Annotated in this window: 13 protein-coding genes, 1 tRNA gene and 2 pseudogenes; 7 read left to right on the top strand and 9 right to left on the bottom strand. The window is 65.9% G+C overall.

What is annotated here, in order from left to right; genetic code table 11:
* Positions 1–338 precede the first annotated feature (338 nt).
* The 6 genes from G4G28_RS08665 to G4G28_RS08640 form a co-directional block, all read right to left on the bottom strand.
* Entirely contained in the window at positions 339–2,324 is a 1,986-nt protein-coding gene (locus G4G28_RS08665; protein ID WP_182987962.1) for a hypothetical protein, read from the bottom strand.
* A 571-nt stretch (positions 2,325–2,895) separates the two neighbouring features.
* Positions 2,896–3,006, bottom strand: coding sequence for a PEP-CTERM sorting domain-containing protein (locus G4G28_RS28940; protein WP_183108246.1), 111 nt, complete (start codon positions 3,004–3,006; stop codon positions 2,896–2,898).
* Positions 2,958–3,482 carry a cohesin domain-containing protein gene (locus tag G4G28_RS08655; protein WP_183108245.1) on the bottom strand — a complete coding sequence of 175 codons (525 nt, stop codon included), beginning with the start codon at positions 3,480–3,482 and terminating at the stop codon, positions 2,958–2,960. Before G4G28_RS08655 ends, G4G28_RS28940 begins: the two co-directional genes overlap by 49 nt.
* Positions 3,483–3,502: 20 nt before the next feature.
* Entirely contained in the window at positions 3,503–6,022 is a 2,520-nt protein-coding gene (locus G4G28_RS08650) for a dockerin type I domain-containing protein (RefSeq protein ID WP_182987960.1), read from the bottom strand.
* A 41-nt stretch (positions 6,023–6,063) separates the two neighbouring features.
* The gene (locus tag G4G28_RS08645; protein ID WP_182987959.1) at positions 6,064–6,546 is read right to left on the bottom strand and encodes a hypothetical protein; all 483 of its coding nucleotides are present in this window, start codon (positions 6,544–6,546) and stop codon (positions 6,064–6,066) included.
* A 241-nt stretch (positions 6,547–6,787) separates the two neighbouring features.
* A complete protein-coding gene (locus G4G28_RS08640; RefSeq protein ID WP_182987958.1) occupies positions 6,788–7,267 on the bottom strand; it encodes a hypothetical protein in 480 nt (159 codons plus the stop codon).
* Between the two features lie 246 nt (positions 7,268–7,513).
* Here G4G28_RS08640 and G4G28_RS08635 point away from each other — a divergent pair, with 246 nt between their 5' ends.
* A complete protein-coding gene (locus G4G28_RS08635) occupies positions 7,514–7,924 on the top strand; it encodes an OsmC family protein (protein WP_182987957.1) in 411 nt (136 codons plus the stop codon).
* Between the two features lie 88 nt (positions 7,925–8,012).
* Here G4G28_RS08635 and G4G28_RS08630 read toward each other — a convergent pair.
* The 3 genes and pseudogenes from G4G28_RS08630 to G4G28_RS25605 form a co-directional block, all read right to left on the bottom strand.
* Positions 8,013–8,102 (bottom strand) — tRNA-Ser (locus G4G28_RS08630).
* A 173-nt stretch (positions 8,103–8,275) separates the two neighbouring features.
* Positions 8,276–10,340, bottom strand: a pseudogene (locus G4G28_RS08625) (putative bifunctional diguanylate cyclase/phosphodiesterase).
* Between the two features lie 104 nt (positions 10,341–10,444).
* Positions 10,445–10,906 (bottom strand): HDOD domain-containing protein, encoded by a 462-nt coding sequence (locus G4G28_RS25605; RefSeq protein ID WP_229507968.1) that lies wholly within the window; start codon positions 10,904–10,906, stop codon positions 10,445–10,447.
* Between the two features lie 879 nt (positions 10,907–11,785).
* On the opposite strand from G4G28_RS25605, the gene G4G28_RS08615 reads away from it, so the two are divergent.
* The 6 genes and pseudogenes from G4G28_RS08615 (at position 11,786) to G4G28_RS08600 (ending at position 19,424) form a co-directional block, all read left to right on the top strand.
* On the top strand, positions 11,786–13,852 hold the full coding sequence (locus tag G4G28_RS08615) for a carbon starvation CstA family protein (protein WP_182987956.1): 2,067 nt from the start codon (positions 11,786–11,788) through the stop codon (positions 13,850–13,852).
* Positions 13,852–14,049, top strand: a complete 198-nt coding sequence (locus G4G28_RS08610) for a YbdD/YjiX family protein (protein ID WP_182987955.1) — start codon at positions 13,852–13,854, stop codon at positions 14,047–14,049. The genes G4G28_RS08615 and G4G28_RS08610 overlap by 1 nt, the downstream gene beginning before the upstream one ends.
* A 321-nt stretch (positions 14,050–14,370) precedes the next feature.
* Positions 14,371–16,536 carry an ATP-binding protein gene (locus G4G28_RS08605; protein WP_229507967.1) on the top strand — a complete coding sequence of 722 codons (2,166 nt, stop codon included), beginning with the start codon at positions 14,371–14,373 and terminating at the stop codon, positions 16,534–16,536.
* Positions 16,506–16,673: pseudogene (locus G4G28_RS25600) on the top strand (response regulator); the annotation flags it as partial. The gene G4G28_RS08605 and the pseudogene G4G28_RS25600, both read left to right, overlap by 31 nt.
* Positions 16,674–16,758: 85 nt before the next feature.
* Positions 16,759–17,190: an Hpt domain-containing protein gene (locus G4G28_RS25595; protein ID WP_229508066.1), complete on the top strand. Its 432-nt coding sequence runs from the start codon at positions 16,759–16,761 to the stop codon at positions 17,188–17,190.
* Complete coding sequence (locus tag G4G28_RS08600) at positions 17,190–19,424, top strand: bifunctional diguanylate cyclase/phosphodiesterase (protein ID WP_182987954.1); 2,235 nt, start codon at positions 17,190–17,192, stop codon at positions 19,422–19,424. The genes G4G28_RS25595 and G4G28_RS08600 overlap by 1 nt, the downstream gene beginning before the upstream one ends.
* The last annotated feature ends 3 nt before the right edge of the window (positions 19,425–19,427 follow it).

Below are 19,427 nucleotides of genomic sequence, written 5' to 3'. Positions count from 1 at the left end.
CTCCGACAATCTTGTCGTCCATGCCAGCTACCTTGCCTCCGACGCAACAACCACGCGGTCCCTGCCCTGCCGTTTGGCAGCTTAGGTGGGGCATTATACATTTCCCATGGGCAAACAGAAGGGCTTCGCAAACCAGGCGCCGTCTGTTTGTTACGCTGCAACATTTCGGAATTAACAAAAGCCCCGACCAGCAGGACTGTTGCCTTCAGTGGGCGGCGTTACCCTGGGGACATCGACCGACATGGGCGCGGAACCGACCAGGTGCGCGTAGAACCGCATGCGGGTCCGCCGGGCTGGGCAGCTGCCCAGGCCTTATCCGCAAGCACACGTTTCCCCGGCTATTTCTGCACGATCTTGCGAATCGTATTGTTGTCGCCGACGTAGATGGTTCCCTCCTTGTCGACGACGATCGAGTCCAGCCGGCTGAACCTGGCCGCCGCGCCCATGCCGTCGGCGAATCCTTTTACGCCCGCCAGTCCGGCAATCGTCCGCACCTCACGATTCGGCGTGATCTTGCGAATGGTATGGTTGTCGATGACGTACAGGTTATTCTGGCCGTCGATAGCCAGCCCCTGCGGGTAATAGAACCGTGCAGCGTCTGCGGTTCCATCGACAACTGCCGAGTGATAACCTGGTGCCGTACCCGAGCGCCCCACCTTGCCGGCAAAGGTGCTGACGACCCCATCCGGACTGATTTTACGGATGACCAGATTCGCCGCATCGGTGACAAACACATTCCCTTCGGTATCGACCACGATGCCACTCGGGCTCTGGAAACGTGCAACAGGTCCGGGGCCATCGAAATGGTAGCGTGGCGCGAACGAGGCAGTCGTACCGGCGAAGACCGTCGCGCTGACCGGGGAAACCGTGATCCTGTCGATCTGGTCGCCATCGATGCCATAGACGTTGCCGAAACCATCGGCGACGATCCTGCCAAGTCCTGGAGCGCCATATACTTCAGCGTAAATCGTCGTCACATTGCCGGACGTGTCACGCCGCGTCAGCCCTTCGACCGACCCGCCGGGCCGCCGCTTGGCAGTGTACATATTTCCTGCTGGATCGAAGGTGAACGCCGGATAAGCCAAGGTGTCGTTTGCGTTGTTTTCTCTCGTTATCGTCGAGACCACGCCGGTCTTCGACACCTTGCGCAAAGCATGCGTGGGATAGCCCTCGGCGAGCAGGAGATATCCGTCCGGGTCCATGGCACGCATGGTGTCGCTCCATATACGAGCGAACTCTCCTGTGCCATCCACAGAACCCCCTTCGCCGAGTTTGCCGGCAAGCGTCGTCACGGTCCCCGTCTCGGCAAAGACCATCGGCGGCGGCGTCACGCTGACGGTCCTGGTGCCGATCGAAGGAATCAGCTTTCGTATCGTATGGTTGCCGCAGTCGGTCACATACAGGGCGCCCGCCTTGTCGGCAACGATACCGTAGGGATCGCTGAAGCTGGCCGCGGCGCCATATCCGTCGGCAGCGCCCGTTGCCAGGGCGGTACCGGCCACCGTGCTGACGACGCCATCGGGCGTGATCATGCGAATTGTGCGGTTTCCGTTATCGACGACGTACAGGTTGCCGCCCGGCCCGATCGTCACGCCAGCGGGATGGCTGAACCTGGCGGTAGCCGCGCTACCGTCGGAGGCACCTTCTACCCCGGCCGCGCCGGCGACCGTCGTCACCACCTCTGCCGGCGTGATCTTGCGAATCGTATGGTTCCCTTCGTCGGAGACGAACACATTCCCGTCCGGGTCGATCGCCACGCCAAATGGCAGCTTGAAGCGTGCCGCAGCACCGGTGCCATCGGCTGAACCTTCCACTTTCTCGCCGCCGGCGAATACGCTCGCAGCACCCCCGGGACTGAATTTGTAGATGGCATGCGTGCCCCGGCCGACCACATAGGTATTGCCTGCCCCATCGATGGCGACGCCAACCGGCAAGACCGTGGCGCCGCCCCACTCCCGTACGGCGGTGGACGACAGCGCGCCCGACGGACTGATCTGGAAAATCTTGTCGGTACGTGTGCTGGCGACGTACAGGTTGCCGGATGCATCGCGTGCAATACCGCCGGGCGAGTCCAGGGGATTGGCCAGCGTACTCACGATGCCCGCTGGCGAAATCTTCCTTACCGATTCGCCCTGGGCATCGGTGACATACACGTTGTCGGCATCGTCAAGCGCGACCCCGAAAGGGCAAGCGAAGGTCGCATCGGTCAGCTTGCCGTCGCCTTCGCCTTGCGAACCGGGGTAGCCCGCGAAGGTGGTCACCGCCATTCCGCTCTGGACCACGCTTGCGCTCGCGGGATTGCACAGGATCTCGATACCGCGCACGTCCGCCGCGGCGACGGTTCCGCTCGCGCCGCCTACCGTGCAGACCTGGCCCGGCGGGCTTGCACCGAGCGAAACCTGATAGCTGCCTCCAGCAACGAGCTTCTGGGGGAAGGTGAAGTCGCCGTCCGCGGTACCGTCGTGGACGCGCCAGTGCCGCTCTGAATCGTCAGGCTGGCGTTGGCAGCCAGGCCCCTAACCGAGCCGCCGACCGAGAACGTTGGAAGCGGTGGAGACGGCGGGCCCTCACCCCCCTTCCCCGGGGCCGGAGTGTCGGCGCCGCCGCCTCCGCATCCGGAGAGAGCAAACATCACTACGACTGCCGGCAACAACTTGAGCATGGATATCCTTGGGAATCAGGAACGGACACACTTCCTCCCCCTGCTGCTCAGCGGCAAAGGAAATATCGACCGTCAACAAAAATTGCCAAGATTATATGCAAAATATTTCCAATACACATCGTTTTGCTAACCCGCCCCTCCCGCAGCCTTCCATGAAAGCAGGTTTTCGCTTTCGCGTGCTCCAGGCGCACAAAAGCCCCGGCCTGCGGGGCTTTTGCGGGAAGCTCAGTTCCTCATTTTCGGCGCGGCCACCCGGCGCGACGGCGCGCAGCCAGCGCCAGCGCACCGCCCAGAATCAGCGCCAGCGAAGCCGGCTCCGGTACCTCGGACGGTGTGCCGCGCACGACCACGCCGAGCGAGGCGCCGCCGACCTCGATCGATGCCAGGGTCGAGTCGATGAACAGCAGGTCCGACAGCGTGAACAGGGCCGCGCCCGCCCCCTGCCGGCAAACACGAAGTTCAGCAGGTTGCCGCCGCCGTTCGCGCCGCCGATCGCTCCGATGAGCGCGGCGCCGGAAAAGGCGACCGAGCCGGCGCCGTCGTCGACGCCTGGAACGAAGAAGCTCGTGCCCGCGCTGCCCAGGAAGCCTCCTTCGCTGACGGAGACGAAGCGGATCTTCGCGGGATCGTAGTTGATGGTCACGTTATAGCCGAACAGGTCGGCGATGTCGGCGACATCGAGGGCGATGCTGAACTCGGCGCCCTGCTCCACGCTGGTGCTATCGGTGGTCAAGGTCAGGATCGGCACGGCCTGCGCGGGGTGCGATGCCAGGAGCAGCAGCGACAGCGCCAGTAACAGCAGTTTGGTGAATGCTTTCATGATGGTTCCTTTCGTGAAGCTTATTTGCACACGGTGCCCGCCGGGATCAGGCGGGTGATGATGGCGAGGTCGCGCACGTCGATCACGCCGTTGACGTCCAGGTCCACGTTCGGATTGAACTTGCCGGAGCCCGGGCGCGAGCCGAAGGAGGCGCGCACGATGCCGAGGTCGTCGCAATCGACGCGGCCGTCGCGGTTGACATCGCCCACCAGTGGCGGCGCGATCACGCTGCTCGACAGGCTGGCGTAGTTGCGCGCATCCGGGTTGCTCGCATCCTCGGCGCTGAAGGTCAGGGTGGAGACCGTGCCCACCGGGGTGCCTGCCGGCGGCGTCATGCGCACCGTCACCAGCGCGCTGCCGCCCGTCGGGATGGTCGCGGTCTGCGGCGCCAGGCCGCTGACGAAGCGTTTGTCGTCGATGGCGCTGAAGCGGAAGGTCGCGGCCGGGCCGTCGTTCCTGACCGAGAAGATGTAGGTCGTGACCTGGCCCTGCGGCAGGCCGACGGCGGTTGGCGCGCTGACCGATACCGTCTGCGGATTGACGACGTTGCCGACCACGCGCTGGTAGGCGTTGCGGTTGTTGTCCTGGCCGAGCGCATACACCTTGAAGGGACCCGTGGGGATCGTGACCTGCCCGGTCTCCGAGGTCGGGTCGGCGGCGTCGTTGTTGCTCAGGTCGAAGCGGGCCAGCACGCTTCCCTCGGGGCTGCGGAACTCGTACGACTTGGTCACCGCGAACCTGCCGACGTTGGCCAGCGCATATACCTGCTTGCCGGGTGCGGGCGAACCCGTCAGCGGGAAAGCGCCGCTGTGGCCCGGACGTCCGCCCGGCTCGACGAACTGGAACTGCGAGAACGCGAAGTCGCTCTCGCCGTTGACAAGGATCGAGAAGGTGTCGGAACCACTGACGGTGATCGACCAGACCCCGCGCTGCGGCGTGGTGATGGCATAGGCAGTGGTGTTGCTGAGCGGGATTTCGGTGGCGCCTGGCGTCGTCGGTGTCAGCGTCGAGCCGTCCGGGCGCCTGACCACGACCGTGCCGGGCGCCGTGCGCGCCACCGACAGGTTCATGCGGCTGATATGGCTGTCGACCGGGAACTGGTAGGTGCGCGGCGTGGGTGTGAGCGTGCCGGAAATCGTCAGGATGTCGACGGTGTCGGTGCGCGAGAAGGCATCCGCCAGGCGCGAGACCTGGGCCGCTTCCGGACGGTTCAGGATGAACACCTGGCCGCCGGTGTTGCGCGCCAGCGCGAAATACACGGGGTCGTAGGGCGAGCAGTTGCCGAACAGGGCGAAGAACAGGCGCGACTTCTTGGTACTGGCCAGGTCGAGCACCGAACCGTAGGTCGAGAAATCCTTGGCACTGGCGTCGGTGAACAGGTAGACCTGCGCACCCTTGTCGGCCGCGGCCACCGCATTGTAGGCACCGGCCATCGACAGCTCGGGGCAGTCGCCGCCGCCGCTGGCGAACAATCCGGCCAGGGCGCTCTTGAAGGCTGCCGGGTTCTCGGTCACGATCGCGGTGGGCACGCCCGGATCGTTGAACGGCGCCAGCACGTACTGGCTGGCTTCTTCCGGTGTGTTCGCACGCGAGTCGATGATCACGTTGACCTGGCTCTTCACACCCTCGATGACCGAGCCCATGCTGCCGGTCGTATCGATGGCGAACGCAAACGGCGCGCCGATGCCGAGGAAGGACTTGAACTGGCGCAGCGTGACCTTCGCCTTCATCTGGCGCAGCAGGTCGGCGGTGGCTTGCGCCGCCAGGGCTGCCGCTTCCGGATGGCGGTCGCTGTGCGGCGAGTCGAAGAGGCCGTTGCCGGTGGTGCCGAGGCAAGCCGCCATGTCCTTGTTGATGCCGCCGACACCCGGCGACTTGTCGAAGAAGCCGCCGTGGCGGCACTTGCCGGGCGGACGATCACGGTTCTGGCCGCCGTAGTAGCCGCTGGTCAGCAGCGGCGTGATCAGGTTGTTGCGCATGCAGGCGCCGGTGGGCGACTCGATGCAGGTGGGCGCATTGGTGGTGTCGCCGTTGAAGGTGCTCGGCGAGATGCCGGTTACCCGTCCCGGCCGGCCCATCTGCGGATGCAGGCTGTTGTTGCCGAGTTCGATCCAGTTACTGTGCGAATAAAAATCCTGGAGCGTGTGCAGCGCCGCGCCGAAGTTCTTGCGCGCGTCGTCGAGGTTATTCGCCTGCACCGAGCGCACCGCCGAATCGAAGGCGGCAACCACCACCTCGTTGCAGCGGTTGATGTTCTCGGCATCGCAATGGTGGGCGGTCGAAGTCTCGAAGGTCTTGTCGACCTGGGCATTGGCCTCGAGCATGGTATCGCGCGCCTGCTCCATCGTGCGCGACACCGAGGTGATGCCCAGCTCCCCGTAGATGGTCGTCAAGCCGGTCTTGGTAATGGCCGCGTGCGACTCGCCGGGCGTGATCGCCCCCAGCCCCACCGACGGGACAAAGGCGTACGAGCTGCCGACCGCGCCCAGCGCGGCGACGAGCGCCGCCGTGCGAAGCGCGGAGTTGAATTTGCGTGACATGAACCCTCCCTTGTTTTGGACAAAACAGCGTGGACGGACTGCTACTGCGCACGGGTTGTCGAAACCCTTTCGGCCTCGATACCGATTCTTATCTGGTTGAGCGTGAAGCGCCCCGGGATGCGCGCATCGAGCATGGCCGCGGCGATGCAAGGCAGGGCCTGCGGGCCGAACAGTCCAAGCACGCCGACGGCGACGCGCTGGCGTGCGTTCGGTTCCTCGGCTTGCGCCAGTTCGTAGACCATGTAGGGAATGTCCTGCGCGGACATCCTGCTCTTCGCCGCGACCAGGTCGTCGTGGGTGGCATGGAAGCTGGGAAGGATGCGGTGCACGGTGCCGCCAAAACGCAGGCTCTGGCGGTAGATCTTGTCGAGACGCTTGAAGCTGGGATCGTCGGGCCGGATGGCCTGGAGGCGGGCGCTGCAGGCGGCTTGTTCAGGAGGAATGGCGGCCTGTGCCGCGCTGAAGCACAGCGACGCGCACAGAAGCAGGATCACTCTGGAGAACGAAGCGGGGCGCTGGTTCATGAGGATGTGTGCGCTGGGCGCATTGTTTTGTAGGCAATGTGGCTAAGGTAGCATCAAAATTAGCGCAATGTAAATACACCAATGCATGTATTGAGGGCAATAGATCTACGTCAATAGCAGAATAGCGGGCGGCCCAGGTGCGGGCGCGGATTGCGGACGAGCCGTCGTCCCTCTGCAAGCCGCCAAGCCTGGACAGCCCGAGAGCGAGCCGGCCTGGAGGGCTGCATTGCAGTGTGCGGGCTCAGGCGCGGATCATGTCGCCCTTCGGATAGAAGCACTGGTACAGGTCGTTCGGCGTCACGCGGTGCATTTCGTCCGGATCGAGCAGCGTCACGCCGCCGGCCATCACGGTCGCAAACACGAGTTCGCTGCACCACCATTTGCTGTCGTCGTTCCAGTTATCGGACGTGAGCAGCGGCAGCGCGAAGGCCCCGCCGAAATCGTAGGGCTTGCCGTTCTGGGCCTCGGCAAAGGCGATTGCCGCATCGATGTCGGGCACCTCGACCTGCATGTCGCGATAGCGCACCACGCCCTGCATGATTTCCGCGACCGCACCCCCGCGGCAGCCATGGGTCATCGAGGCTTCGTAAGCGCGTTCGCCGATGATGGTCACCACATGGCTGAAGAAGCGCGAGCCGGTAAAGGTGGCGATCAAGAGGCTCATCGGGTTATAAGGCCAACGCGAGGTAAAACGCAGTGTGACGGTGCCTGGTCGTTTCATCGGAGCTCCCCCCTTTTTCTTGATTGTTATTGAGTTAGCGCAATCATACCGACAAGCAATTTCGGTGGGAAGCTAGCAGTTACGTTGGGTCGGCGGCGCGCGGCGCTGCCGGATTGATCCAGGAGTCGGCCGGCACGGAGGCGCCGCAGCCGAAACGGGTCTGGATTTGTCCAATACCGGTGCGAGTGCCATCGAGCCGCGCGTCATGGACAAAGACTCGCCGAAAGACCATTCGAGGAGAACGTCATGGAGATCGTGGCACGGGTATGCAGTTCGCCAACCACCCATGAGGTGACGGTCGGCAGCGATGGGGCCAGCCGCCCCTTTCCTGTACCAGGCAAGACGGGTGGTGGCGGATCGGCGCTCAATGGCGGCGAATTCCTGATGCTGGCGCTCGCTACATGTTATTGCAATGACCTGTATCGGGAAGCCAGGCGACTAGGGATTCCCATCGACGTGGTCGAGGTCACGGCCACTGCCGAGTTCCCCGGAATCGGCCTGGCGGCCACCAACATCCGCTACCACGCGACCGTTCGCACATCCGCTCCCGCCGCCGGCATCGCGCGTCTCCTGAGCGAGACCGATGCGGTGGCCGAGGTGCACAACACGCTGCGTGCCGGGGTAGCGGTGACAATGGCCTGGCAGTTACCCGAGTGAGTGAGTGAGTGAGTGAGAAAGGGTGAAGCCAGGCCGCGCTGAGACCGTAGAAAAAAGCCCCACGTCGTGGGGCTCTTGTTCGGCATGCTGGCGGAAGCGGTGAGATTCGAACTCACGAACGGGTTCCCCCGTCGGCAGTTTTCAAGACTGCTGCCTTCAACCACTCGGCCACGCTTCCTTTGAGGAACCGGCATTATACATAAATCACTCTGCGGGGGGGGGCAGTGGTGGTGGAAGTAGAAGCGCCGGCCAAGATAGTGCGGTCAGGGCGGAGCGGGCGCGATAGATCATCGTCAGCCTATCACCGCGTGGACGGGGAACCCGCCTCGCCGACCGCGTCCACCCTACGCATCACACCAGCAGCCAGTTCTCCCGCAGCCCCTGCTCGAAGCGCCCTGCCGGCAGCGGCGCCGCGTACAGGTAGCCCTGCACCTCGTCGCAGCCCGAGTCGCGCAGGAAGGACAACTGCTCGAGCGTCTCCACACCTTCGGCGATCACGCGGTGGCCGAGCTGGCGGCCGATGCTGATGATGGTGCTGGCGATCGCGCAGTCGCTCGCGTCAAGCGGGATGCCGGTCGTGAAGGAGCGGTCGATCTTCAGGGTCTGGATCGGGAAGCGCTTCAGGTAGGACAGGCTCGAGTAGCCGGTGCCGAAGTCGTCCAGCGAGAGCGCGACGCCGAGCGCGTTGATGCGGTCCATGATGCCGATCACGCGGTCGATGTCGTGCATCAGGGTGCTTTCGGTGATCTCGAGTTCGAGCCAGCACGGGTCGAGCCCGTGGCGCGCGAGCGTGTCGGCGACGCGGTCGGGCAGCGATTCGGTGAATTCGCGCGCCGAGACGTTCACCGCCAGGCGCAGCGGCGGCAAGCCCGCGCGCTGCCAGCTGGCCGCCTGGGCGCAGGCCTGCTCCAGCACCCATTCGCCCACCTGCACGATCAGGCCGGTGGTCTCGGCCATCGGAATGAATTCGCCCGGGGGTACCAGGCCGCGCTCGGGGTGCAGCCAGCGCACCAGCGCTTCGGCGCCGACGATGCGGTCGCTGCCGATCTCGAACTTGGGCTGGTAATACAGTAGCAGCTCGTCGTGGCCGAGCGCGTGGCGCAGGCCTGATTCGATGCGCATGCGCTCGTGCATGCCCTTGTTCATGTCGAGGCTGTAGAAGGCGACGCTGTGGTCGGGGTTGGCGTGGCCTTCCTTGGCGCGCGCCATGGCGATGTCGGCCATGCGCAGCAAGGTATCGGCATCCATGCCGTTTTGGGGATAGACGCTGATGCCGACGCTGGCGCCCACGCGCAGGTCGTGACCTTCGATCAGGAAGGGCGCGTCCAGTGCCGCCTGCAGTTTGCGCGCGACGGTGGTCGCTTCGAAATGCTGGCGCACGTCGAACAGGCCGACCGCGAATTCGTCGCCCGACAAATGCGCGACCACGTCTTCCTCGCGCAGCGCCTGGCGAAAGCGCGCGGCCACCTGGCGCAGCAATTCGTCGCCGATACTGCGTCCGAGGGTGTCGTTGACCAGCTTGAAGCGGTTCAGGTCGATGAAGAGCAGGCAGCCGGACAGCTCGTTGCGCTGCGCGACCGTCAGGGCCTGGTCGACCAGGCGCGCGAACAGCGAACGGTTCGGCAGCCCGGTCAATTCGTTGTAATAAGCCAGATGGTACAGGCGCTCTTCGGCCAGCTTGCGCTCGGTGATGTCGGTGAGGTAGGCGATCAGGCCGACCGGGCGCTCGTCGAGGTCGCGCAGCGGCGACAGCGACAGGCTGGCCCAGAACACCTCTCCCGATTTCTTACGGCGCCGCACTTCCATCATGCGTCCGCCCTCTTCCGCGAACGCGTCGGGCAGCGCGCTGGCTTCCTCGTCCTGGTCGGCGTAGAGGAACAGGATGTTGCGGCCCACCGCTTCCAGCGCCGAATAGCCGAACAGCTCCTCGGCGCCGCGGTTCCAACCCGTGATATAGCCCATCTGGTCGAGCGTCAGGACCGATTCGTGGATCTGCTCGAGGATCTGCGTCTGGCGCGCCGCCTGCGCTTCGAGGCCGGCATAGGCGTGGGTAGCGCGCTGGGCCAGCGAATGGACTTGCAGCAGCGTGCCGGTGAGCGCTCCCAGCGCGGCCAGGTGGCGGCGGTCCTCCGCGCTGTAGTCGGTGCGTCCGCCGACTTCGTAATAGCCATGGTAGCCGGCCTCGGTGTGGATTTCCTGCAGCAGGGTGCCGGGCGCAGCGGCGCGCGGAACGGAGGCGGCGAGGTCGAGCGGATCGGATGCCACGAAGCGCCCTGCCGGACTGGTCAGCAGCTCGCGCGCGATGCGTCCGAGTTCCTCGGCAGGCTTCGCCGCCGCGCAGGCGCAGCACGGCGGCGGAAAGGGCCGCGCTGGAGGCGACGAAGTCGTGGCAGCGCACCGCCAGCAGCTCAGACATTGCGGCCTACCTGGATCGCCCAGTGATGGGCGTGCAGCTGGCTGGCCCACCAGCGTTGTGGATCGATGCCGGCGCGGGCCAGCTGCGCCGGGTCGGCTCCGCCTTCAACCATCGCCAGGCGCCGTCCGAGCCCCCTCGCGCCAAAGCAGCGCCGCCTCGACGTGGGCCGGCAGCTGCAGGTCCGCCAGGATGGCGGCCATCGGCATGCCGAGCAGGCGGTCGAGCAGGGAAAAGGCGCCGGTCATGAAGGCCAGGTCCTGGTCGTCGCGCTCGCCGCCGTCTGCCTTGCACAGGATCTCGAGCTGCCCTGCGCGCAGCGCCGCCAGCGGCAGCAGCAGGTTCGGCGCGCCGTCGGCGGCGGCGCGTGCGTACAGGAGCAACTGCAGCCAGCGCTGCAGCTGGCGTCGTCCGAGGACGGCGATCGCCTGGGCATAGCTCGTGATCTGGGTGTTGACGGCGAAGGCCGCGGAATTGACCAGCTTGAGCAGGTGGAAGGACAGGACCGGGTCCTGCTTGAGCAGGAGCTCGAGCTCGCGTGAATCGGCGTCGCGCGCGAGCAGCGCCAAGAGGCCCAGTACGCGCCGGCGCGAGGGCCCGTCGGGTTCCTGGGGGGCGCCTGCCGGGTCGAGCGGATAGGCGCCGCTGAACCAGGTGAAGCCGGCGCGCGCGCAGTCCAGCAGGCGCGGCGCGCTGTCGACGTGGTAGGCCAGGTGCGGAGCGAACAGGGGCGGCAGGCTGCCGGGCGGCAGCGATCCCCCGAGCAGTCGCGCGCCACGCTCTGCGGAGGTGCCGAAAGCCCCGCGCCGGGGCCTGGCACGCGCTCGAGCAGCACGCGGTAGCCACCTTCCCGCAGCGCCGCCGTCTGCTCGGCACGGCCATCGAGAATGGCGGACAAGGCATCGACGGCCAGCACCACGCGTTGCGGCGGCAGCAGCGACAGCAGGTTCGGGGTGAGTTCGGCGGGATCGGGAATGCGCAGCACGCAGTCGAGCGGCGCGACCGCGCTCAGGAGGTCGGGCGTACCGAAAAGCGCCGCCAGCATCTCGTGCAGCGCCGGTCCCGGCACCGGGTCGATCAGCAGTGCAACCCACTCGTTCTGGCCATTGGCGACGGGGTGCAGCCGCACCAGCGGGAACGCTTGGGAGTCCTGCACAGACATCGGCATCTTCAGAGTGATCGGTCGGGTCATCTTAGTCGACGGCTTAACTAAACGCAACTAAAAATGTTTCCACGTGGACATATTCCAACGTGCGTGCATACGTGATTCTACGTAGCCTGAATGGCAAGCTTGACGGGTTAGAATCATGCGCTTGCCATTTCCATAATGGGGCAAGATGGGGGCGACACGCCGTCCGCCTGCCGCTGTCCGTGCACGCTTCGGCATGTTCGAGGGCATGTCCCGGCTGCGCCGTACCCCCATGAGAAAAAAACCTAAGGAGCCACCCATGAAAAGTCTCGGAAATCGACTCGGCTGGGCGGCGCTCTCACTCTTCGGCGCTGTCGCGCTCGCTTATGTGGCCCTGCGCCGCGGCGAGTCGATCAACGCCGTGTGGGTGGTGGCGGCCGCCGTCTGCGTCTACCTCATCGCCTACCGCTTTTACAGCCTCTACATCGCCACGAAGGTGATGGGACTCGATCCCGGCCGCCAGACCCCGGCCTACAAGTACAACGACGGCCTCGACTACGTGCCGACGAATAAATACGTCCTGTTCGGCCACCACTTCGCGGCCATTGCCGGCGCCGGGCCGCTGGTCGGTCCGGTCCTCGCCGCGCAGATGGGCTACCTGCCCGGCATGATGTGGATCCTGGCCGGCGTCGTCTTCGCCGGCGCCGTGCAGGACTTTATCGTGCTGTTCATGTCGATGCGCCGCGACGGCCGCTCGCTGGGCGACCTGATCAAATCCGAAATGGGGGAAATCCCCGGCATCATCGCCCTCTTCGGCACCTTCATGATCATGGTCATCATCCTGGCGGTGCTGGCGCTGATCGTGGTGAAAGCCCTGACCGGCTCGCCCTGGGGCAGCTTTACCGTGATGGCGACGATCCCGATCGCGCTCTTCATGGGCATTTATTCGCGCTATGTGCGCGTGGGCCGCATCGGCGAAATCTCCTTCATCGGCTTCATCCTGCTGATGCTGGCCATCATCGGCGGCCAGTACGTGCACGATTCGGCCACGCTTGGCCCGATGTTCACCTTCACCGGCGTCCAGTTGACCTGGATGCTGATCGGCTACGGCTTCGTCGCTTCGGTCATTCCCGTGTGGCTGCTGCTGGCGCCGCGCGACTACCTCTCCACTTTCCTGAAAATCGGCACCATCGTGGCGCTGGCCATCGGCATCGTGCTGGTCGCACCGCACATGCAGATGCCCGCCGTGACCCGCTTCATCGACGGCACCGGCCCGGTCTGGTCGGGCAATCTGTTCCCCTTCCTGTTCATCACCATCGCCTGCGGCGCCGTCTCCGGCTTCCACGCGCTGATTTCCTCGGGCACGACGCCGAAGATGATCGAGAACGAGACCCACGCCCGCTTCATCGGCTACGGCGCGATGCTGATGGAATCGTTCGTCGCCATCATGGCGCTGGTGGCCGCGTCCACCATCGACCCGGGCGTGTACTTCGCGATGAACGCGCCGGCCGCCGTGCTGGGCACCACCGCGCAGTCGGCTGCCGCCGCGGTCTCGAACTGGGGCTTCGTGGTCACGCCTGAAACGCTCACGCAAGTGGCCAAGGACGTGGGCGAGCACACCATCATCTCGCGCGCGGGCGGCGCCCCGACGCTGGCCGTGGGCATGGCCAACATCCTGGCCAACGTGGTTGGCGGCAAGGCGATGATGGCCTTCTGGTACCACTTTGCGATCCTGTTCGAGGCGCTCTTCATCCTCACCGCGGTCGACGCAGGAACGCGCGCGGGCCGCTTCATGCTGCAGGACTTGCTGGGCGCGTTTGTCCCATCGCTGAAACGCACGGAATCGCTGCCGGCCAACCTGCTGGCGACCGGCCTGTGCGTGGCCGCCTGGGGCTACTTCCTGTACCAGGGCGTGGTCGATCCGCTGGGCGGCATCAACACCCTGTGGCCGCTGTTCGGCATCGCCAACCAGATGCTGGCCGGTATCGCCCTGACGCTGGGCACCGTGGTGCTGTTCAAGATGAAGCGTGGCCAGTACGCCTGGGTGACGATCGTGCCGACCATCTGGCTCCTGATCTGCACCCTGACAGCCGGCTGGCAGAAGATCTTCAGCCCGAACGTGAAGGTCGGTTTCGTCGCCCACGCCCAGAAATTCCAGGCCGCGCTCGACGCCGGTACCGTGCTGGCTCCGGCCAAGTCGCTCGACCAGATGAGCCGCATCGTCTTCAACGACTATGTCGACGCCACGCTGTGCGGCTTCTTCATGGTCGTGGTGGTGGCGGTGCTGGTGTACGGCATCCGCACCGTCATCAATGCGCGCAACAACGGCAACCCGACGGTGAAGGAATCGCCGTTCGTGGCGGCCCCGGCGGCGCAGGTGCGGTGATGCTGGCCGCCCTCGCCCAGGCCGGCAAATACCTCGGGCAAAGCATGCGCCTGATGGTCGGCTTGCCGGAGTACGACACTTACCTGGCGCATATGGAGCGCGAGCATCCGGATAAAACCCCGATGACCTACGAGGAGTTTTTCCGCGAGCGCCAGGAAGCGCGGTACGGGTCCGGGCGCAGCGGGGGTTGCTGCTGAGCTCGGCCGTAGTTTGAAGGACGCGTGGACGGGCCATCCGTCCACGCTTTCGGCGTTCCAGCTTTGACTGTGGTTCGGATGGCATCTGCCTGTTGAACGCGTGGGCGGCGGAGCCGTCACGCTACGACAACGCACGAGCGGTATCGCCCAGAACCGTCGGGTAGGCAACGCTTGCCCACCCTACTTGCGCCACCGCAAAGTCCCCCTTCCCCCTCCCACGTACTATTTTTTCTTGCAGGAATTTTCACTTCTGCAAGGAGGGCACGCGCGCGTTGGCGCCGGCCCACGCCGTCCGCCGCTCCTGCCCTGATTGATGCCTCCATGCCGACATCCGAGCGCTCCAGCCTGAACCGCAAACTGACGTCGATGTCGCTGCTCTCGACCGGTACCGCGCTGCTGTTCGTCTTCATCGCCTTTGCCTGCGCCTCGGTGGTCAACGGGCGCAAGGACGAGCGCGTGGCACTGGCCTCGCTGGCCGCGGTGGTGGCCGCCAACAGTGCCGATACCCTCGTCTTCAACGACCGCAACCTGGCGCGCACCCTGCTCGCCTCGCTCGCCGCGAAAGAAGAGATCAGCTTCGCGGCGCTCTACGACAGCCATGGCCGCCTGTTCGCCGACTACGTCGCGCCGGCCCATGGCACCGCGAAGACGGCGCCGACGCTGGCGATCGCCGACGAGGCCGAACTCGTGGAAGCGAACCTGCACGGCGCGCGCCTGGTGTCGACGCGCATGCGCCTGTACCGCCAGGTCGCCAACGACCGCGCCCGGGTCGGCGTCATCGTGATCGAAGCCGACCTGCTGCCGATGTGGCGCGACATCCTGCGCAGCGTGGGCGTGCTCGGTGCGGCCATGTGCGCGGCGCTGCTGGTCTCGCTGGTGCTGGCGCGGCGCTTCACGCGCAGCATCACCGACCCGGTCAGGAAGCTGATCGGCGCCGCGCAGAAGGTGTCGGAAAGCCAGAACTACACGCTGCGCGTGGCGCACGGCCGCAGCGACGAACTGGGCACGCTGATCGACAGCTTCAACGACATGCTGTCGCAGATCGAGGGCCGCGGCGCGGCACTGACCCACCACCGCGACGAACTCGAACGCCAGGTATCGGTGCGCACCGAACAGCTCGAGCGCGCCAAGAACGCGGCCGAAGCGGCCAGCCGCGCGAAGAGCGCATTCCTTGCCACCATGAGCCACGAGATTCGCACCCCCATGAACGGCGTGCTCGGCATGACCGAAATGCTGCTCGGGACCGAGCTCACCGACACCCAGCGCAACTACACGCGGCTGGTGAAGCGTTCGGGCGAGCACCTGCTCGTCATCATCAACGACATCCTCGACTTTTCCAAGATCGAAGCCGGCAAGCTCACCATCGAGTACATCAACTTCAACCTGTGGGACTTGCTGGAAGACATCCACACGGTCTACACGCCGCAGGCGCAAGCGAAGGGCATTGCGCTCGACTTCGACATCGCCAACGATATCCCGGTCGCCATCTGCGGCGACCCGAACCGGCTGCGCCAGATCATGGCCAACCTGCTGGGCAATGCCATCAAGTTCACCGAGGAAGGCCGTATCGAAGCGCGCGTGCGCGTCGCCAGCGAAGACAGCCAGGCCGTCGTGCTGCGCTTCGAAGTGATCGATACCGGCATCGGCATCTCGCACGAAGCGAGGAGCCGCCTGTTCGAAGCGTTTTCCCAGGCCGACGACTCGACCACGCGCAAGTTCGGCGGCACGGGCCTGGGCCTGGCGATCTCCAGGCAGCTGGTCGAACTGATGGGCGGGGCGATCGGCGTCGACAATGGCACCACGCGCGGGTCCGTGTTCTGGTTCACGGTCAGCTTCGACAAGCGCCGCGTCGATCCCGATGCACCCGGCGGGCAGCAGCACACCCTGGCCGGCATGCGCGTGCTGATCGTCGACGAGAACGAGACCAGCCGCATCGGCATGCAGCGCCACCTGGCCGACTGGAAGGTCGCGTGCGAAGGCAGCGGCGACCCGGGCGATGCGGTGCGGCGCCTGGCCACCGCCGCCGACGCGGGCACGCCCTTCGACGCCGCCGTGATCGACATGGAGCTGCCGCAGTCGAGCGGCCTGCTGCTCGCCGCCACGATCCGCGCCCACGCCCTGACGCGCCCGACCCGCCTGATCCTGATCAGCCCCGAACGCAGCGCCGCTGATCCGGTGCAGCGGCGCGGCGCCGGCGTCGCCTACCAGCTGATCAAGCCCGCGCGGGCGGCCGACCTGTTCGCCTGTCTGGCGACGCGCCCGCGCGGCCTCACTGCGCCGGCGCCACAGTTCCTGCCGCCGCCTCAGGCGCTGCCGGCGTCCGGCGAGCGCCAGCGCATGCGCCGCGTGCTGCTGGCCGAAGACAACCCGGTCAACGTCGAGGTGGCCAAGGCCATGCTCGAGAGCCTGGCCTGCAGGCCGATGTCGCCCGCAACGGCGCGGAGGCGCTGCAGGCCGTGCGCATCCACGATTACGCGGCCGTGCTAATGGATTGCCAGATGCCGGTCATGGACGGCTTTGCCGCCACCGCCGCCATCCGCGGCGAAGAACGCGAGGCGGGACGGCCGCGCACCCTGCCGGTCATCGCCATTACCGCCAACGCGTTGCAGGGCGACCGCGAAGCCTGCCTCGCCGCCGGTATGGACGACTACCTCTCCAAGCCCTTCACCCAGCAGGAACTGGCGGGCGTAATGGGGCGCTGGATCGCGCTTGCCGATCGCCGCTACCGTCCACCACGACGAGTGCACGCCGACCCTGCCGCCGGAAGCGCGCGAAGTGATCCAGCGCGACGTCATCAATGCGGCGGCACTGGAGAAGATCCGCGCCCTCAGCCGCGACGGCGGCGACGCGCTGGTACAGAAGGTCATCGCGGCCTATGTCGGCGACACGCCGCGGCATCTGGCCACCCTGCGCCGGGCCGCAACCAGCCAGGACGCCGATACCGTGCGCCGCGTCGCCCACAGCCTGAAGTCGGCCAGCGCCAACGTCGGCGCCGACGCCTTTGCCCGCCTGTGCAGGGAACTCGAACAACTCGGCCGCGCCGCCAGCGTCGAAGGCGCGGCCACACTGGTGACCGGGCTGGAACAGCAATTCCCCGCGGTCCGCCATTCGCTCAATGCCATGCTAGAGAAGGAAACATGATGCCAGCCTCCCCTTCCCCTCAACGCGGTGTCGTGCTGGTGGCCGACGACGATCCGGTGATGCGCCTCCTGATGCTCGAGATGCTGCACAACGTCGGCCTGCATGGCATCGAGGCCGAGGACGGCCGCCAGGCCATTGCCCTGGCACGGGAACGCCGGCCCGACCTCATTTTGATGGATGTCGAGATGCCGCACGTTGACGGCTTCGCCGCCTGCCGTGCCATTCGCCAGGCCGAAGCAGGCGGTCCCTCGGTGCCGATCGTGATGGTCACCGGCGGCGACGATGTCGAAGCCGTCACCAGCGCCTACGAAGCCGGCGCCACGGATTTCGTCTCCAAGCCGATCAACTGGCCCATCCTCGGCCACCGGGTGCTGTACGTGCTGCGCGCCAGCGACGCCATCGCGCGCCTGCGCATCGCCGACGCCCAGAACCGCGCCGTGCTGGCCGCGATTCCCGACACCTTCTTCCGCATGAACGGCGACGGCTTCTACCTCGACTACGAACCGGGCCGCGGACGCCTGCGTCCGGGCGGGCACGGTCAGCGCGCCGACGACAACGACACCCCGGCCCCCTTCACCAGCGAACGCTGCGTCGGTCGCCACATCGGCGAAGTGCTGCCGAAGGAGATCTCCGCGCGCATGCTGGCCCAGCTGAAGGAAGTGCTGCGCACGCGCCAGGTGCGCTCGGTCGAGTACGAATTGGTGCGCTTCGGCGTCGTCCAGCATTTCGAGGCGCGCCTGGTGGCCACCGGGCCATCGGAAGTGCTCGGCCTGGTGCGCGACATCAGCGAGCGCAAACGCACCGAGGAGCAGATCCGCCGGCTGGCCTACTGCGACAGCCTGACCGGCATCCCGAACCGCCAGGCCTTCCTCGAAACCCTCGAACGCGAGCTGCAGCGCTCGAAGATCGGCAACAAGAAGTTCGCGGTGCTGTTCATGGACCTCGACGCTTTCAAGCGCATCAACGACACGCTCGGCCACAACGTCGGCGACCACCTGCTGAAAATCGTGTCCGAACGCCTGCGCGAGACGATCCGTCCCAGCGACCTGGTCTCGCGCAGCGAAGCCCTGCCCGACGGGACGCCGCACGAGGAAGTAGTCCAGGAAGGCACGCCGGAAGGGCACGAGGTACAGGCCGCCACTGCGGGCGCGACGCACATGGCGCGCCTGGGCGGCGACGAATTCACGATCCTGATCCCCGACCTGGAACGCGTGGAACACGCGCTGAACGTGGCCCACCGCGTCAAGGAAGCGATGCGCCGCCCTTTCCTCATCGACGGCAACGAGATTTTCGTCACCGCCTCCATCGGCATCTCGCTCTTCCCCGAGGACGGCGACGACTGCAATTCGCTGCTCAAGTACGCCGACACGGCGATGTACCACGCCAAGAACTGCGGCAAGAACAACGCCAAGCTGTACAGCTCTTCGCTGACGATGCAGATCATGAGCCACGTGAAACTCGAAGTGGGCCTGCGCCGCGCCCTGCAGAACGATGAGCTCTACCTGCTCTACCAGCCGCAGCTCGACGTGCGCTCGCTCGACGTCGTCGGCGTCGAAGCGCTGGTGCGCTGGCGCCATCCGGAACGCGGCATCATCTCGCCCACCGAATTCATTCCGCTTGCCGAGGAAACGGGCCTGATCGTGCCGATCGGCGAATGGGTGCTGCGCACCGCCTGCAACCAGGCGCGCCTGTGGCAGGGGATGGGACGGCGCGCAGTGCGCATGGCGGTGAACCTGTCAGCCAAGCAGTTCAAGGACGAGAACCTGTCGCAGATCGTGCTCTCGGCCCTGGGAGACACCGGACTCGATCCGAAGCTGCTGGAACTCGAGCTCACCGAAGGCACGCTGATGGACGACGCCAAGGCGACCATGGCCACGCTCGAACAGCTGCGCGGCATCGGCGTCTACCTGTCGATCGACGACTTCGGTACCGGCTACTCGTCGATGAACTACCTGAAGCGCTTCGACGTGCGCGCGCTGAAGATCGACCGCAGCTTCATTTGCGGCCTGCCGCAGGACTCGGAAAACGCGGCGATCACCCGCGCCATCATCGCCATGGCGCACGGCCTGAAAATGGCGGTGGTGGCCGAAGGCGTCGAGACCGACGAACAGCTGGTGCTGCTCGAGCAGTTCGGCTGCGACGTGGTTCAGGGTTTCTTCCTCGGCCGGCCGTCGAGCGCCGAAGCCATCGACCAGATGCTGCGCAAGCTGCCGCTGGAGCTGCCCGCGCGCTGAGCG

It is taken from the genome of Massilia sp. Dwa41.01b (assembly GCF_014171775.1).
GTDB lineage: Bacteria > Pseudomonadota > Gammaproteobacteria > Burkholderiales > Burkholderiaceae_D > Telluria.
This window is presented reverse-complemented; position numbering and strand designations above follow the sequence as displayed.